Origin of the sequence: Streptomyces erythrochromogenes, assembly GCF_040684695.1 — a bacterium.
GTDB lineage: Bacteria > Actinomycetota > Actinomycetes > Streptomycetales > Streptomycetaceae > Streptomyces > Streptomyces erythrochromogenes_C.
In genome coordinates this window covers 770,739-784,710 of record NZ_JBFBGM010000001.1, presented here as the reverse complement: position 1 = coordinate 784,710, position 13,972 = coordinate 770,739, and the positions used below count along the sequence as shown (strand labels likewise).

Here is a 13,972-nt window from a genome sequence, read left to right as displayed (position 1 = left end):
GTTCGGATCGCCGAACGGCCCCTTTTCCCTGCCCTGACAGGCCCTGACAGGCCCTGACGGGCCCCGCCCCGGCTCAGTGCCCGGGCAGCACGCAGACGCTGTCGAGGCCCAGCACGTGGTTGAGCCGCCCGAAGGCCAGCCAGGACCCGATGCTCATGGTGAGCTCCACGATCTCCAACTGGCTGTAGTGCGCGGTCATCCGGTCCCAGAACTCCTCGTCGAGCCCGTGGTGGTCGAGGGTGTACCGCTCGGCGTACTCCGCGGCCAGCCGGGTGCGCTCGTCGAACGCGTCGGTGGTGCGCCACTCGGTGACCGCGTCGGCGAACTCCTCCTCGACCTTCTGCCCGTCCCGCTCGGTACGCCAGTCCAAGCAGAAGACGCACCCGTTGATCTGCGCGACGCGCAGCCGGGCGGCCTCGAACTCGCGCAGTCCCAGGGTGGTGTGGGCGTACACCGACAGGGAGAAGTTGGCGGCGGCCATGCCGATCCCGGGGACCATGTCGCCCCACACGTACTCGATCGGGTGCTGGCCTTCGGGGATGTCGATCCTCATGACGGTTTCCTTCCGAGTCTGCCGGTGGCGGGGCGCAGCGGGACGTCGAGGGCGTCGTACAGGCCGGGCTCCGCCGCGACGAGCCAGTCGATGGCGCCGACGAGGCGGCCGACGGCGGTGGCGTTGCCGCCCGCGGAGCGGTTCTCGCCCTCGTCGGTGGCCTCGACGGTGACCTGGATGCGGGGGCGGCCCTCGATGACGACGCGGTGGGCGCCGTCGCCGCCGTCCGGCGGTACCGGCCAGTCCGGTGCGCACGAGGGGTGGATGCGGGTGACGTGCTCGATGACGATGCGGGGCTCCCCGCCGACGATGCCCTGGACCTCGAAGCGGATGGCGCCCTGGGTGCCCGCTTCGAATGCGCCCATGGTGCGGGTGGTCACGGTGGTGTCGAGGGCGCGGCGCTCCGACGTCTCGCGGATCTCGTCGAGTTCGACGCCGAGCGCCCGGGCCATCATCCGTATCTGGCCGCCCCACACCATCGTCGGGATCGAGGGCATGAGCATCATCGGTTCGAAGTCCATGGGGTGGCCCATGCCGATGAGGTTGCGGACGGAGTCCGGCTGGTCGTAGGTGGAGTAGTCGAAGATCTCCTGGCAGCGGACCGCGTCGATGGTGGTGCCGAGTCCGCTGAGCAGGAGCGGGAGTACGTCGTTGCCCCAGCCGGGGTCGACGCCGGAGGCGAAGAGCGAGCCGCCGCCCTCCGCGACGGCCGCCAGGACCGGGTCGCGGAACTCCGGCGGGGCGCTGCGGTGGTCGTAGAGCGGGTAGAGGGCCGGGCTGACGACGACCGCGCCCGCCCGGACGGCACGGGTGATGTCGGCGAGGGCCTCGTCGGGACGGACGTCCCCGGACGCGGCGTACACCACCGCTCGGGGGCGGCCGGCGAGTACGGCTTCGGCGTCGTCGGTGGCCTCGACGCCCAACAGGTGGTCGAGGCCACCGAGTTCGCCCGCGTCGCGGCCGACCTTGGCTGGATTGTGGACGATGACTGCGCGGAGTTCGAGCGCGGGATGGGCCGCGACGGCGCGGATGGCCAGACGGCCGACGTTGCCGGTGCCCCAGACAACCGTGGGAATCATGCGCGGAGGGTAGCCACCGCCCCCGCACCTTTCCATAGCCGCGCGGCCCGAACTCGCGCGCTGCGGGCGGCTACTGGTTCTGGCCACCCAGGACGAAGAGGAGGTAGACGAAGAAGGCGAAGAGGTGGCCCACGAAGAGGTAGGCGATCAGCCGGATGATCAGGCCGCGCGGGAACTTGGCCTCGAAGCGCGCACGGACGCCGACGGGCTCGTCGGCAGGGGGCACGGGGGTCATGGGTGGGCTCCTCGCCTATCGGTGGTGCGTGGTGGTCGTGGCCCCGCCGAGGCAGAGCCCCGCGAGGCTGCTCTGGAGCAGGGTGTGGACGAACAGCAGGTCGGCTCCGCCCGGGGAGGCGGCGCCGATCCGGTGCGGGGTGAGGGAGTCGAAGTGGGCGCTGTCCCCCGGCTCCAGCAGGTGCTCGGCCTCGCCCAGGTGCAGGCGCAGCCGTCCCTGGAGGACGTAGAGCCATTCCTCGCCGGGATGGACGCGGACCAGTTCGTCCGGTCCGCGTCCGTCCGCTCCGCGGCCGTGCGGCACGTGGACGCGCAGGGCCTGCATGCCGCGCCCGGCGCCGCCCGCCTGCCAATACGTCCAGCCGTCGGCCTCGCGGGCTCCCGGCCCGCCCGCCCGTACGATGGGATCGGCGACGGCGGGGGTCTCGCCGAGCAGCTCGGAGACCGTCGTACCGTAGGTGCGGGCGAGCCCCAGCAGGAGCGGCAGCGAGGGCTGGCGCCGGCCGGTCTCCAGCCGGGACAGGTGTGCGGGCGACAGCCGGGCCCGCGCGGCTGCGGCCTCCAGGGTGAGGCCGGCCCGTCGGCGCAGCTCGCGCAGCTGCGGCGCCACGGCGGGCAGCTCGTCGACCGCGTCGTGCGGGTGGTCGGGGTCGGGACCGGGTGTCATGTCCTCGATTGAGCCAGAATCTTGCCTTCCTGGCAAACCTCCTTGCCTCTGAGGCAAAAGCGGCGGTCTCCACAGCTGCTACCACCAGCGGACCGGGTAGCCGTCCGCCGCCCGGCGTGCCCGGGAGGCGGCCACGCCGCCGAGGACGAGGAGCACGGTCGCGCCGAACAGCAGCGGGACGAACCGGGCCGGTGGCGGGGTCTGCAGCACGACGACGACGGCGGTCGCGCAGGCGGGTGAGTGCGGGGTCCGGGCGAGGGTCGTGGCGGCGAAGGTCAGGCCTCCCGCCAGGGCCGCGCTCCAGGGGGCGCTCGGTGCCACGGCGAGGAGCGCGTAGCCGGCCCCGGCGCCCAGGAGGTGCGCGACGACGACGGTCCGGGGCTGGGCGGTCGGCAGGGTGGGGGTGTGGTGGAGGACGGCGGCGCTGGCGGCCAGGGAGGGTATGAGGACCGGTTCGCCGATCATCGTGCCGACGGCCGCGAGGGCGAGGAGGACCCCGGCGACCGCGCCGGTGCGATGGAGGACCGCGACGGCGCCGGCCCGGGCACGGTGCAGGCGTCCGGGCCCGGTCCCCCGCGGGGGCGCTCCGGGTGACGGCCGGCGGGTCGGCACGGTGTCGAGGTCCACGAGGGCGGCTCCTGGCACGGCGGGTCACGGACAGGGACAAGGACAAGGTCGAGCGGGGGGCGGGGCGGACCCGCCGTGGTGCGCGCCGCCGTCGGGGCCGGCACGTGGACAGCCACCTTGGCCCGCCCGTCCATGGCCGTCCTATGACGCTTCGATGACGCGGCCGGCCGTGCCCCGGGCGACGCCTGCCGGGGGGCGACACCTTCGGGCCGGCTTCGGGGCCGGTGGGCCGCGCCCTCAGGAGGCGTTCCGCCGACCGAGCACCGTCTCGACGGTGTCGGCCTGCTCCGCGTCCTTGTCCGGGCGGTGCCTCACCACCCGCGCGAAGCGCAGGGCCACTCCGGCCGGGTAGCGCGTCGAGCGCTGCAGCCCGTCGTAGGCGATCTCCACGACCAGCTCCGGGCGCACCCGTACGGTGAAACCGTCGTCCGAGGTGGCGAGCGCCCGCAGTGCCTGCGTCTGCCAGCGCAGCATCTCGTCGCTCAGGCCCTTGAAGGTCTTGCCCAGCATGGCGTAGGTGCCGTCGGCGGCCCGGGCCCCCAGGTGCAGGTTCGACAGCAGTCCGGTACGCCGCCCGTGGCCCCATTCGGCGGCCAGCACGACGAGGTCCAGGGTGTGCACCGGCTTCACCTTCAGCCAGTGCTTCCCGCGCCGGCCCGCCGCGTAGGCGGAGTCCAGGGCCTTGACCACCACGCCCTCGTGGCCGCGGCGCAGGGTCTCGGCCCAGAACTGCACGGCCTCGGCCTCCTGGGCCGCCGGGTCCCGCACCTCCAGGCGGCGGACCCGGGCGTCCTCGGGCACGAGGGCGGCGAGGGCCTCGTGCCGCTCGCGGACCGGGAGGTCCAGCAGGACCTCGTCGCCGACGGCCAGGACGTCGAAGAAGTAGGGGACCACCGGCAGAGTCCGCCGGGCGGCGGCCACGTCCACCCGGGAGCCGACGCGGCTCGCGATCTCCTGGAAGGGGACGGGGCGGCCGTCCGCGGTCTGCCCGATGACCTCCCCGTCGAGGATGAACCGCTCCCCCGGCAGCGACCTGGCCAGTTCGGCGACCTCCGGCAGCCGCCCGGTGATCTCGTCGAGGGAGCGCGTGTAGACGCGTACCTCGTCCCCCTCGCGGTGGACCTGCACGCGGATCCCGTCGAGCTTCTCCTCCACGGCGCACGGCCCGAGCCCGGCCAGCGCCTCGGCGACGGACCCGGCCGTGCCCGCCAGCATCGGCTGTACGGGCCGCCCCACCGTCAGGGTCACGGCGCGCAGCGCCTCGGCGCCGTCGGCGAGCACCGCCTCGGCCACCCGCGGCAGGGAGCCGTCCAGCATCACCGCCCGGCGCAGCTCGGCGGCGGGTACGCCGGCGGCCGCGGCCACGCCCTCCAGCGCCACCGCGTCGAGTGCGCCCTGGCGCACTTCGCCCGACAGCAGGCTGCGCAGGAAGGCCTGCTCGGGTTCGGTGGCCGCGCCGAGCAGCCCGGCGACGATCCCGCTGCGCCGGGCGGCGGAGCCGGCGCCGGCCTGCGCCGCGAGTGCGCCGACCGCCTCGTCGACGTCGCGGACCCCGAGGGTGGGCTGCGCCGCGGGCGGGGTCTCCTGGGCCAGGGTGCGCCAGCCGATGCCGGGACGACCCTGCGGGAGGCGGCCGGAGAGGTAGGAGATGACGAGCCCGGCCTCCTCGGGCGGCGCGGCCGCGAAGAGCTCCGCGAGCAGCGCGGTCTTGCGGGACCGGGCGGAAGTGGCGGCGACTTCCCGTGACACGCGAGCGACCTCGGCCAGCAGCATGCGGCCATCCTGCCGCCCGGCGGCGCGGTGTGCAGGTCGGACGCCCGTACCGCAGGTGCGGTACGCGGGGGCCGCGGCCTAGTCCCTGAGAAGGTCGCCGGTTCCGCCTGTGGGTGCTCGGAGGCCGGGTGGCGGGCGTTTAGGGTGCCCGTATGAAGCTCCGAATGCCCCGGCGCCGCCGAGACCGCCTGCTGGCGGGCGCCGCCGCGCTGGCCGTCGTGGCGGGTGCCGGCACGTGGACGGCCGCGTCCGCGTCCGGCGACGCACCCGCCGTGCACCGCCAGGACCAGGTCCTGAAGATGCCCGGTGCCGACATCGACACCTCCTACTTCTTCACGGGCGACGGGGAGGACGACGGGGCGAAACGTCCGGCCGTGCTCCTCGGGCACGGCTTCGGGGGCAGCAAGGACGACGTCCGTGAACAGGCCGAGCGGCTGGCCCGCGACGGCTACGCCGTCATGACCTGGTCGGCGCGCGGCTTCGGCCGCTCCGGCGGCCGGATCGGGCTGAACGACCCCGAGCACGAGGTCAAGGACGTCTCCCGGCTCATCGACTGGCTCGCGGCCCGGCCCGAGGTGCGGCTCGACGCGGACGGCGACCCGCGGGTCGGGGTGTCCGGAGCCTCCTACGGCGGGGCCGTCTCGCTGCTGGCCGCCGGCCACGACCGGCGCGTGGACGCGATCGCCCCGGAGATCACCTACTGGAACCTCGCCGACTCCCTCTTCCCGGGCGGCGTCTTCAAGAAGCTGTGGTCCGGCATCTTCTTCACGACCGGCTCGGCCGGCGGGATGCAGCAGGCGGGGGCGGGGACGGCGCCGCAGGACGCGGACGGCGGACGGCCGCAGGACGGCGGGGCCGGACGGCCGGAGGCCGCCGCCCCGACCGGGACCGGGACCGCGAGCGGGTCCGCGACCGAGTCCGGGTCCGCGACCGGGTCCGGGTCCGGTTCCGGTCCGCAGGACGGCGCCCCGGCCGGGCCCGGCTGCGGGCGGTTCACGCCCGAGCTGTGCGCGATGTACGAACGGGTCGCCGTGGCCGGGAAGCCCGACGAGGAGGCCCGCACCCTGCTGGAAGGGCGCAGCCCCTCCGCGGTGGCCGACCGGATCAAGGTGCCGGCCCTCATCGTGCAGGGCCAGGACGACTCCCTCTTCCCGCTGGACCAGGCCGATGCCATGGCCGCCGCCATCGCGGCGAACGGCGCACCCGTGTCGGTGGACTGGGCGGCCGGCGGGCACGACGGCGGCATGCGCGAGGCGGACCGGGTGGAGGCCCGGGTGGCCGCCTGGTTCGACCGCCATCTCAAGGGCGACGAGGGCGCGGACACCGGGCCGGCGTTCCGGGTCTCCCGTTCCGGCGGGATCGACTCCACCGACGGCGAGGTGATCCTGCGCGGGGCGAGCGGCGAGCGCTACCCGGGGCTGGCTTCCGGCCCGAGGGAGTTCGCCCTGACCGGGCGGGAGCAGACCTTCACCAATCCTGCGGGCGGCGCGCCCCCCGCGCTGTCCTCGCTGCCCGGCATCGGCGGGCAGCTCGCCTCCTTCGGAGCCGGGCTCTCGCTGGACTTCCCCGGGCAGAACGCCCGCTTCGAGTCGGCGCCGCTGGACGAGGACCTGCAGATCACCGGGACCCCGACCGTAACCCTGAAGGTGAGGTCGACGGCTGCCGACGGTTCGGCCGTGCTGTTCGGCAAGGTCTACGACGTGGGGCCCGACGGACGACAGCAGGTGCTGCCCTCCCAGCTGGTGGCCCCACTGCGGGTGGAGAACGCGGCGCAGGGCACGACCGTGCGGCTGAGGCTGCCCGCGATCGACCACTCCGTCGCGGCCGGACACCGGCTGCGGCTCGTGGTCGCCGCCACGGACCTGGGCTATGCGACCCCGGCCGCGACGGCCGCCTACACGGTCTCGGTGGACGGCCCGCTGGCCGTGCCCGTCGCGCCGCAGGTCCGGACCGCCACGGCGGGGATGCCCGCCTGGACCTGGGGGCTGCCGCTGGGTGCGCTGGCCCTGGCCGCGGCGCTGCTCGGGGTCCGTCGGCCCGGCCGGGGCGCCGCCGGGGCGCGGGCCGGCGTACCGCAGCCGGACCCGGCGCTGGCCGGCGTACCGCTGCAGATCACGGGACTGACGAAGCGGTACGCGAAGTCGCAGGACCGGTACGCGGTGCGGGACCTGTCGTTCCGGGTGGAGAAGGGGCAGGTACTGGGACTGCTCGGACCCAACGGGGCCGGGAAGACCACCACCCTGCGCATGCTGATGGGTCTGATCTCGCCGGACGCCGGGGAGATCCGGGTGTTCGGGCACGCGGTGCGGGCCGGGGCGCCGGTCCTGTCGCGGGTCGGGGCCTTCGTCGAGGGCGCGGGCTTCCTGCCGCACCTGACGGGCCGCGCCAACCTGGAGCTGTACTGGCAGGCCACCGGCCGCCCGGCCGAGGACTCGCACATGGCGGAGGCCCTGGAGATCGCGGGGCTCGGCGACGCGCTGGAGCGCGCGGTGCGCACGTACTCGCAGGGCATGCGGCAGCGGCTCGCGATCGCGCAGGCGATGCTCGGGATGCCGGACCTGCTGATCCTCGACGAACCGACCAACGGTCTGGACCCGCCGCAGATCCGCGAGATGCGGGACGTGATGATCCGCTACGCGGCCGGCGGGCGGACGGTCATCGTCTCCAGCCACCTGCTGTCGGAGGTCGAGCAGTCCTGCACGCACCTGGTGGTCATGGACCGCGGGCAGCGGGTGGCGGCGGGCGAGGTCGCCGAGATCACCGGCGGCGGGGACACCCTGCTGGTGACCCTGGCCGAGCCGGTGGACGAGGTGACCGTCGAGAAGGTGGCGGCGCTGGAGGGCGTGGGTTCGGTGGTCGCGGCGGACGACGGGCTGCTGGTGCGGCTCGAAGGCGCGTCGGCCGCCGGGCTGATCGCCGAACTCGTGCGGCTGGAGGTGCCGGTGTCCGGAGTGGGGCCGCACCGCAGACTCGAGGACGCGTTCCTCACCCTGATCGGAGGTGCGGCGTGAGTACGGCGACGACGGCGCGGGAGGTGGCTCCGGGCTACCGGGCGAGCCGCACGCTGCCGCTGCGCGTGGAGGCGCTGCGGCAGTGGCGCCGGCGGCGGACGCTGGTGATGGGCGGGGTGCTGGCCGCGCTGCCCTTCATCCTGATGATCGCGTTCGCGGTCGGCGGCGGGCCGGGCAGCCGGGGCGGCGGGAACGGCCGGATCACCCTGATCGACACGGCCACGGCCTCGGGCGCGAACTTCGCCGCCACCTGCCTCTTCGTGTCGGCCGGCTTCCTGCTGGTGGTGCCGGTGGCACTGTTCTGCGGGGACACCGTGGCCTCGGAGGCGAGCTGGTCCTCGCTGCGCTACCTGCTCGCGTCGCCGGTGCCGCGGGCGCGGCTGCTGTGGAGCAAGCTGGTGGTGGCGCTGGGCTTCAGCCTGGCGGCCATCGTGCTGCTGCCGGTGGTGGCGCTGGCGGCGGGCACGGCCGCGTACGGCTGGGGTCCGCTCAAGCTCCCGGCGGGCGGCGCGCTGGCGGCCGGGGACACGGTGCCGCGGCTGGCGCTGGCGGTGGCCTTCGTCTTCGTGTCGCAGCTGGTGACGGCCGGCCTGGCGTTCTGGCTGTCCACGCGGACGGACGCGCCGCTGGGCGCGGTGGGCGGCGCGGTCGGCCTGACGATCGTCGGGAACGTGCTGGACGCGGTGACGGCGCTGGGCTCGTGGCGCGAGTTCCTGCCGGCGCACTGGCAGTTCGCGTGGGCGGACGCCCTGCAGCCGCAGCTGGAGTGGGGCGGGATGGCCAAGGGGGCGGTGGTGTCGGTGTCGTACGCGCTGGTGCTGTTCGCCCTGGCCTTCCGCGGCTTCTCCCGCAAGGACATCGTGTCCTGACCGGGCGGCCGACGACTGGCCGGCGGCGGGGCGGCCGGCACCCGGCCGCCTCGCCGCGACGAGCGCTCCCCATGCCCGCCCGGGCGTGGGGAGCGCTCGTCGGCGTTCACGGCCCCTACGCGGTGACGGCCCCTACGCGGTGACGGCCCCTAGGCGGTGACGGCCGGGGCGATCGCGTCGATCTCGGCGAGCAGGTCCGCGTCGAGGGGGCGTTCGCCGGCGGCCGCGTTGGCGCGCACCTGCTCGGCGGAGGTGGCCCCCGCGATGACGGAGGCGCAGCCGGGCCGGGCGGAGAGCCAGCCGATGGCCAGTTCGAGGACGGTGCGGCCGTGCTTCTCGGCGATCGCGGCCAGCGCCTCGACCACGTCGAGGCGCTCCTCGGTGAGGTAGGTGTCCCGGCCGTCGAGGCGGGAGCCGGCCGGCACGGGCGCGCCGCGGCGGATCTTGCCGGTCAGCAGGCCGTTGGCGAGCGGGAAGTACGGCAGGACGCCGACGCCGTAGTGCAGGGCCGCCGGGACCAGCTCGCGCTCGGCCGACCGCTCCAGCAGCGACCACTCGTTCTGCGCGGACACGAAGGGGACGGAGCCGGTCTCGCGGGCGACGTGGGCGGCCTCGGCCAGCTGCCAGCCGGTGAGGTTGGAGTGGCCGATGTAGCGGACCTTGCCCTCGGCGACGAGCTCCGTGAGCGCGGCCAGCGTCTCGGCGATGGGCGTGGCCGGGTCGGGGCTGTGCAGCTGGAGCAGGTCGATGTGGTCGGTTTCGAGGCGGCGCAGGGACTCCTCGACGGCGCGCCGGATGTAGGCGCGGCCGCCGCGGGACCCGGCGGCGGGGCCGTACTTCATGTCGACGCCGTCGTAGCCGAACTTGGTGGCGAGGACGACCTGGTCGCGACGGCCCTTCAGGGCCTGCCCGAGGTGCCGCTCGGAGCCGCCCGCGCCGCCGTAGATGTCGGCGGTGTCGAGGAGGGTGACGCCCGCGTCCAGGGCGGCGTCGACGACGTCACGGGTGGCCCGGGCGTCGAGCCGCCCGCCGAAGTTGTTGCAGCCGAGGCCGACGGCGGACACGAGCAGACCTGAACTGCCCAGGGGGAGATGGCGCATGCGTTTTCGTTCCTCCGACTCGGCGGGTGCATGATCAAAGAATCGTCAGTCTAGGCGCCCGGTCCGGCCGGGTCAGGGTGTCCGGCAGAGTGCGCGGTCGACCAGTTCGCGCAGGGCCTCCTCCTGCCGCTGCGCGGTCCGCGGGTCCGCGGAGCGGCTGTGCGCGGACACCGTGACGGTGCGCCGGCCGTCGGTGGTGGTGGCTGCGTGGACGACGTAGCCGAAGCCGCTTCCGCCGTGCCCGAGGTAGCCGCCCCCGCAGGACAACGGGGTCCGGAAGAGGCCCAGGCCGTCGCGGGTGCCTGCCGGGTGGCCGCCGTCGTCGGGCACCGCGACCATGGTCCGCATGGCGGCGAGCTCGGCCGGCTTCAGCAGCCGCCCGCCGGCCAGGGCGGCGAAGAAGCGGTTGAGGTCCCGGGCCGTGCCGGTCATCGAGCCGTCGGCCCCGCTGTCGAAGGGACGGTAGGGGATGGTGGTGTCGACCAGCGGGCCGTCGGGCGTGAACTGCTGGTAGTTGGTGGTGTGCGGATCCGGGAGGAAGGGGGTCGTGGCTTCGGCGGTGGTGTCCCGCAGGCCGAGGGGGCGCAGGATGCGGTCGTGGACCTGCTGCTGCCAGGTACGGCCGGTGACCTTCTCGATGATCATGCCGGCGAGCACGTAGTTCGTGTTGGAGTAGGCCCACCCGCCGCCGGCCGGGAAAGCGGGCGCGTGGCGCACGGCCAGGGCGACCAGTTCCTCCGGCCGGTGGGAACGCCACCGTTCGGCGAAGTAGGTGCGGGCACTGGGGTCGGGGAAGACGTCCTGGACGTAGTCGGACAGGCCGCTGGTGTGCCGCAGCAGGTCGCGCACCGTGATGGTCCGGCCGTCGTTGCCGTTCTCCGACACGACTCCGGGCAGCAGCTCTTCGACGGTCTGGTCGAGGGACATCCGCCCCTCGCCGACGAGCTGGAGGACGACGGTGGCGACGAACGTCTTGGTGGTGCTGCCCAGTCGCAGGGGGCCGTCCTGCGGTACGGGACGGCGGTCCGCCAGGTCCCGTACGCCGGAGGCGGCCGTGACCGTCCCGCGCGGGGTGTCCACGCGGACGGCCACGGCGGTGACCCCGGTGTCGCGCAGCGCGTCGGCGTCACGCTGCACGGACCAGGCCGCGGCGGGGTCGGGCGGCGCGGCCGAAGCGGTGGCGGAGGGCAGGGAGGACACGGCGAGGGCGAGAACGGCGGCGGAGGGCCACACAGCACGAATGATCATGAACCCGAGGCTAGGAACGGAAAGGACCACCGGCCATCGGGCCCGCGCCCTTCCCCATACGGGTGCCAGCCGGATGGACAGGCGCGCCGCCGGACCCGCCGGCGCGGCGCCGCGGGTCAGTCCTGCCGCAGGGCCAACTCCAGCAGACCGGGAAAGCGCGCGTCGAACTCCGGCCGCCTGAGCCGGTTGAGCCGCTTGGGGCCGGCATCGCGCTGCTCCAACAGGCCGGCATCCCGCAGTACGGCGAAGTGCCTGCTCAGGGTGGCTTTGGTCACCGGTACGTCGAAGCTCCCGCAGGAGCGTTCCCAGTCGTCGGCCCCAGCCAGTTCCTGTACGAGCATGCGCCTGACCGGGTCGGCGAGCGCGAGCAGGGCCGCCTCCAGCGGAACCTCGGCCGGGTCCGTATGGACCGGCGGGAGCCGGTGTCCCGGGCCGGGGGGCCTGTTCGCTGCCGTCATGGCGATGCTCCGTCCGTCGGGGTGACCAGAACCGGCGGTCACCGATTGCAGAGTGTTCGATGATTTGCGTACACTCCCGACTGTTCGTCTTGCATCGAACAGTCTACGGGGTCCGGCCCGATCCGCGGCACCCGTCCACCGGCTCGGACGACCCGGCTCCCTCCCCCGTCCCCCTTCTCCCCTTTCATCCCGCACGGAAGGACGAGTACGTGACACCCCATGAACCCGCCCCCACCCCGGCCCCCGCCCCCGCGGCCCTGCCCGGCCCGACTCTCTTCGCCGCTTGCCTGGGCTTCGTGGTCGTCATCCTCGACGTCAGCGTGGTCAACGTCGCTTCCAAGGCGCTCACCGGTGAGTTCGGCGACAGCCTCGCCGGCCTGGAATGGGTGATCAACGGGTACACCCTCACCTTCGCCGCCTTCCTCCTCACCGCGGGCGCGCTGGGCGACCGCTTCGACCCCCGGCGCATCTTCGTCGTGGGCTTCGCCCTCTTCGCCGTGACTTCCCTGGCCTGCGGCGCCGCCCCCACACTCGCCACCCTCGTCGCCGCCCGCGTTCTGCAGGGCGTCGGGGCGGCCCTGATCGTGCCGTCCTCACTCTCTTTGGTGAACACCAACTTCCCGGACCCGGCCCGGCGCACCAGGGCAGTCAGCCTCTGGGCGGCCGCGGGCGGACTCGCCCTCGCGCTGGGCCCGGTTGTCGGCGGACTTCTCGTCGAAAACCTCGGCTGGCGTTCGATCTTCTACGTCAACATCCCCATCGCCGCCGTCGGCATCCTGCTCACTCAGCGCTACGCCCAGGCCGCGCCGGCACGAGACTCCTCGCGCCGCCGTTCGCTCGACCTGCCCGGCCAGTTGCTCGCCATCGCCGGCCTCGGCGCGCTGACCGCCGCCATCGTCGAGGCCAACTCCCGGGGCTGGGGCGACGTACTCGTCGTCACCTGTATCGCCGTCTTCGCCGCCGCCCTGATCGGCTTCCTCGCCGTCGAACGACGCAGCGCCGACCCGATGCTGCCCCTGCACCTGTTCGGCCGGCGGGCGTTCAGTGCCACCTCGCTCATCGGCGTCCTGCTCAACTTCGCCTTCTACGGCCTCATCTTCGTCTTCAGCCTCTTCTTCCAGCAGGTGTGGGAGTACTCCCCCATCACCGCCGGGCTCGCCTTCCTGCCCATGACCGGCGCCATCATGGCCGCCAACCTGGCCTGCGGCCCCCTGGTCAAGAAGTACGGTCCGCGCGGCGTGCTGCTCACCGGCAACCTCCTCGCCGCGCTCGGGTTCCTGGCCGTCGCCCCGGCCGTCGGAGCCGACTCGTACCCGGCGGTCATCGTCCCGTTCCTCGTCGCGGGATTCGGCATCGGCCTCGTGGTCCCCGCCATGACCAACGCAATGCTCGGCGCGGCCGACCCGGCCAACGCGGGCATCGCCTCCGGTGTCCTCAACGCCTCCCGCCAGTTGGGAGGGCTTGTCGGTGTCGCCTTCATGGGCCTCCTCGTCGGGCAGGCCGCCACCGGACACTTCCTGACCGGACTGCGCGCCGCCCTCCTCTCCGCCGTCGTCGCGCTGGCGATCGCCGCCGTCCTGAGCGCCACCGCAATCCGCAGGGCCCCCGTTCCCGCAATCTGCGCCGCGACCACCAGGACCCCCTCGAGGCTTCCCGCCACAGCGGCTGGGCCGACGGATCCGGCGTCTTCGCCGGCCACCACGACCGCGCCGCCGCCTTCGACGAGGAACTGAACCCGCTGTACGGCATCGGCCGGTAGCCCCCTCAGCGAGCGCAGGTGCTTCCCGACGCCCCAACTGGCGGGGAGCGCCATACCGAGGTGCGGTAGTCCTTCCTCGGCGACCGGCTCCGAGGTCACGGTTCGAGCCCTTCCAACCAACCAGGCGGTCGTATCCAGGGACCGTTGCAGGGCTGGTTCAAAGGGGTCGGGGTCGGCCTCGGCCAGGGCGCGTTTCACGGGCGGTTCGGGCGGTCTCCCTGCCTTTAGGGTGGCTTCGTCTCCTGCCTGTAGCCCCGGCGCGGGGGTTGCGGCTTCACCAATGCGGGCCGCCCCCGAGCAGGCGGGCCGGTGCTTGCCGGCGCACGTGTTGGTGGGCCTGAACCAAGTAGCTGCGGCCACCGCCCCTGGGGAGGTGGGGATGGTGGCCGCCCGACGGGATGAGCGGACTCATGGACTTGCCGAGCTTGGAGCCCGCCGAGGCGTCGTAGTGCGGCGCCCACGGGTTGAGGCCCCGTTCCGCCCGCACGCCGGCTGCTTCCACCTCTCGTTCTCGTCGGCGATCGTTCCGCTCTCATTGCGGCTGGGCACCCGGTGCAGGGGGGCGCCGCGCAGCCCCTCGCTGACGGTCATCTT

General features: G+C 74.1%; 12 protein-coding genes. 3 read left to right on the top strand and 9 right to left on the bottom strand.

Translation table 11 applies throughout. From position 1 onward, the window contains the following. Window positions 1–73: 73 nt before the first annotated feature. The 6 genes from AB0O53_RS03380 to AB0O53_RS03355 all read right to left on the bottom strand — a co-directional run bounded on the left by AB0O53_RS03380 (window position 74) and on the right by AB0O53_RS03355 (window position 4,933). Entirely contained in the window at window positions 74–553 is a 480-nt protein-coding gene (locus AB0O53_RS03380; RefSeq protein WP_030664537.1) for a carboxymuconolactone decarboxylase family protein, read from the bottom strand. Then, window positions 550–1,632: an NAD(P)H-dependent amine dehydrogenase family protein gene (locus tag AB0O53_RS03375; protein WP_350989424.1), complete on the bottom strand. Its 1,083-nt coding sequence runs from the start codon at window positions 1,630–1,632 to the stop codon at window positions 550–552. Before AB0O53_RS03375 ends, AB0O53_RS03380 begins: the two co-directional genes overlap by 4 nt. 70 nt (window positions 1,633–1,702) lie before the next feature. Then, the gene (locus AB0O53_RS03370) at window positions 1,703–1,867 is read right to left on the bottom strand and encodes a DUF6126 family protein (RefSeq protein WP_167751146.1); all 165 of its coding nucleotides are present in this window, start codon (window positions 1,865–1,867) and stop codon (window positions 1,703–1,705) included. 15 nt (window positions 1,868–1,882) lie between these two features. Beyond that, window positions 1,883–2,533: a helix-turn-helix domain-containing protein gene (locus AB0O53_RS03365; protein WP_350989421.1), complete on the bottom strand. Its 651-nt coding sequence runs from the start codon at window positions 2,531–2,533 to the stop codon at window positions 1,883–1,885. 78 nt (window positions 2,534–2,611) lie between these two features. Continuing rightward, a complete protein-coding gene (locus AB0O53_RS03360; protein ID WP_350989419.1) occupies window positions 2,612–3,160 on the bottom strand; it encodes an HPP family protein in 549 nt (182 codons plus the stop codon). 237 nt (window positions 3,161–3,397) lie between these two features. Then, entirely contained in the window at window positions 3,398–4,933 is a 1,536-nt protein-coding gene (locus tag AB0O53_RS03355; protein ID WP_365192987.1) for an ATP-dependent DNA ligase, read from the bottom strand. 152 nt (window positions 4,934–5,085) lie between these two features. Here AB0O53_RS03355 and AB0O53_RS03350 point away from each other — a divergent pair, with 152 nt between their 5' ends. Both AB0O53_RS03350 and AB0O53_RS03345 read left to right on the top strand, forming a co-directional pair. Further along, on the top strand, window positions 5,086–7,944 hold the full coding sequence (locus AB0O53_RS03350) for an alpha/beta fold hydrolase (protein ID WP_365192985.1): 2,859 nt from the start codon (window positions 5,086–5,088) through the stop codon (window positions 7,942–7,944). Then, a complete protein-coding gene (locus tag AB0O53_RS03345; RefSeq protein WP_350989413.1) occupies window positions 7,941–8,813 on the top strand; it encodes an ABC transporter permease in 873 nt (290 codons plus the stop codon). Before AB0O53_RS03350 ends, AB0O53_RS03345 begins: the two co-directional genes overlap by 4 nt. Before the next feature lie 149 nt (window positions 8,814–8,962). Here the strand turns inward: AB0O53_RS03345 and AB0O53_RS03340 are convergent, their stop codons facing one another. The 3 genes from AB0O53_RS03340 to AB0O53_RS03330 form a co-directional block, all read right to left on the bottom strand. Further along, the gene (locus AB0O53_RS03340) at window positions 8,963–9,913 is read right to left on the bottom strand and encodes an aldo/keto reductase (protein WP_350989411.1); all 951 of its coding nucleotides are present in this window, start codon (window positions 9,911–9,913) and stop codon (window positions 8,963–8,965) included. A gap of 72 nt (window positions 9,914–9,985) precedes the next feature. After that, complete coding sequence (locus AB0O53_RS03335; RefSeq protein WP_350989409.1) at window positions 9,986–11,161, bottom strand: serine hydrolase domain-containing protein; 1,176 nt, start codon at window positions 11,159–11,161, stop codon at window positions 9,986–9,988. 116 nt (window positions 11,162–11,277) lie between these two features. Further along, on the bottom strand, window positions 11,278–11,619 hold the full coding sequence (locus AB0O53_RS03330; protein WP_350989408.1) for an ArsR/SmtB family transcription factor: 342 nt from the start codon (window positions 11,617–11,619) through the stop codon (window positions 11,278–11,280). Window positions 11,620–11,828: 209 nt separating this feature from the next. On the opposite strand from AB0O53_RS03330, the gene AB0O53_RS03325 reads away from it, so the two are divergent. Beyond that, window positions 11,829–13,352 carry an MFS transporter gene (locus tag AB0O53_RS03325; protein ID WP_365192983.1) on the top strand — a complete coding sequence of 508 codons (1,524 nt, stop codon included), beginning with the start codon at window positions 11,829–11,831 and terminating at the stop codon, window positions 13,350–13,352. Window positions 13,353–13,972: the final 620 nt, after the last annotated feature.